The sequence below is a fragment of the Thalassobacterium maritimum genome (assembly GCF_031127805.1).
GTDB lineage: Bacteria > Verrucomicrobiota > Verrucomicrobiia > Opitutales > Coraliomargaritaceae > Thalassobacterium > Thalassobacterium maritimum.
This window is the reverse complement of the sequence record NZ_JARXHW010000172.1, coordinates 1-907: the sequence shown is the minus strand read 5'-3', so window position 1 is coordinate 907 and position 907 is coordinate 1. Positions and strand designations below refer to the sequence as shown.

Genomic DNA, 907 nt, shown 5'->3' with positions numbered 1-907 from the left:
GTCGGTGGATATCGATCTAAAGTCGTGTTCCGGTTCCTTCGGCCCGGTCTTGTCGCTTCGCTCGGAACATCGATAAAGTCCCGCAAGCGCGTGCGCTGGAAGCACTACGCGAGCGTCTCGACGGGGATGGCCCTGTCGTGCGTTTGATTAAGCGCTACTTACAAGCGGGCTATGTCGAACTCGGAGCCTATCACGATACACCCGCTGGCATGCCTCAAGCTTACAGTCCCGCCAGCGGGGAGCGAGCGAAGTGAGTCGGGGGTGGCCCGCTATCCCCCTTGCTTTCGAATCTGGTGCTCGATGCACTGGACAAGGAGCTGGAGAAACGAGGGCACCGTTTCGTTCGCTACGCCGACGACTTGTTCCGGTTCCTTCGGCCCGGTCTTGTCGCTGCGCTCGGAAGTCGTCTTGGTCAAAAGCGAGCACGCTGCTGAGCGTGTCTTTGAGAGCCTTTGCTACTTCGTCGAGAAGCGGCTAGGTCTTGAAGTCAATCGCGAGAAAAGCGCGGTGCGCCCGGCAAAGGAACTGAGCTATCTTGGCTTCAGCTTCCGCGGAAGGAGAATCGTTGTGAGCGAAGACTCGCTATCAGACTTCAAGTATCGCTTGAAGGAACTGAGCAGTCGTAACTGGAGCGTAAGCATGGACTATCGCATGTCAAAGATTTGACAATACATTCGTGGCTGGATGGGCTACTTCGGGTTGAGCGCTGTCAGTAGCGTCTGGCGCCCGATAGACCGCTGGCTGCGCCGACGTCTTCGCATGTGCTACCCGTCTTCGCTCTCCGAGCTACGCCGAGGCATGCTGGCGTACGGGGTTCCGAGGTCTGCCGACAAGACCGGGCAGCTTGCTGAACCGGAACAACGTGCCCGTCGTCGTTATCTAAACCTACGAAAACTTGGCACGAGTG

General features: G+C 57.9%; 2 protein-coding genes. Both read left to right on the top strand.

Annotated features, from left to right (window positions below; all coding sequences use genetic code 11):
- Positions 1 to 300: 300 nt before the first annotated feature.
- The gene (locus tag QEH52_RS19900) at positions 301 to 666 is read left to right on the top strand and encodes an RNA-dependent RNA polymerase family protein (RefSeq protein WP_308952712.1); all 366 of its coding nucleotides are present in this window, start codon (positions 301 to 303) and stop codon (positions 664 to 666) included.
- A 6-nt stretch (positions 667 to 672) separates the two neighbouring features.
- Positions 673 to 907: group II intron maturase-specific domain-containing protein (locus tag QEH52_RS20840; RefSeq protein ID WP_425609304.1), on the top strand; the 235-nt coding region annotated here is incomplete at its 3' end.